The organism is Methylobacterium variabile (assembly GCF_001043975.1).
Lineage (GTDB): Bacteria > Pseudomonadota > Alphaproteobacteria > Rhizobiales > Beijerinckiaceae > Methylobacterium > Methylobacterium variabile.
The window spans coordinates 1-992 of the sequence record NZ_LABY01000503.1 but is presented as its reverse complement, the minus strand read 5'-3'; the positions used below and the strand labels follow the sequence as shown (position 1 = coordinate 992).

The window sequence follows — 992 nt, the reverse complement described above, 5'->3', positions numbered from 1 at the left end:
GCCTCGGCGAGGACGCCGACTGGGCCGGCTGGCAGGTGAGCGTGCACGACCTGACCGGGCGGCGGGTCTGGGTGGAGCCGTTCGTGACCCGGGGACTTCTGGGGCAGGACGCCGCGCTGGCGGCGTGAGCCCGGCTCCCGCGTCGACGGCGGCCGCTCAGTCGCTCGCCAGGAAGGCGTCGTAGACGGCACGGATCCGCGGCAGGTCCTCCTCCGCCGCCCAGGCCTCGACGATCTCCCGATAGGCCGGGCTCGGCCGCTGCTCCGTCAGCACGGCGTCGATGCGCGCCACCACCTCGCGCCCCCAGGGCGTGGCGGCGCACATCACCCGGGAAAACACCGGCTCCGGGCTCTCCGCGAAGGGCAGGCCCACGAAGGCGTCCGGCTGGCCGAGCTGGCGGGCGTTGTAGGCCGTGATGCTGCTGAACTCCACGAGGTAGTCGAGGCGGTCGTTCAGCAGCATGCGGAAGGCCTCGCTGAACTCGGAGTGGGTCTGGACGGGCGCGTGCTGCCGGAGCAGCGCGTCGACGGTGGGCGCGATCGCGCGGTTGCGCAGCACGCTGGTGCGCAGGTCGCGGTGCTGCTCGAGCAGGGTGCGCAGCGACAGGGGCGCGAGCGCCTCGAAGCGGGCGCGCTGGCTGGCATTGACCGCGATGCGCAGCGGATAGAACATCGCCACCGGCCGGGAGAAGACCGCGAATGCCTCGCGATCGGGCGTCTTGACGCCGCCGACGAAGCACCAGTCCTCGCCGTGCTTGAGCGACGTGACGATGCGCGGGAACGGGACCGTCAGGGTGGAGTGGCCGTAGCCGGTCAGCCGGGCGCTCAGGAGGCGCCGGATCCGGTCGAAGATGCCGGTGTCCCGGTCCTGGCCCTCGGTCATCATGAACGGGGCGGCGTCGTAGACCGCCCAGGTGATCGGCCGCTCGGTCGGGCTCTCCCCGGCCCGTGCCGGCCCGAGGAGCGTCAGGCCGAGCGCCGCGATCAGCCCGA

Annotated in this window: 1 protein-coding gene; it reads right to left on the bottom strand. The window is 73.1% G+C overall.

The genetic code is table 11. The features are described from left to right. Nucleotides 1-156: 156 nt before the first annotated feature. The coding region (locus VQ02_RS34190) for a transporter substrate-binding domain-containing protein (protein WP_053080661.1) at nucleotides 157-992 on the bottom strand (836 nt) is incomplete at its 5' end.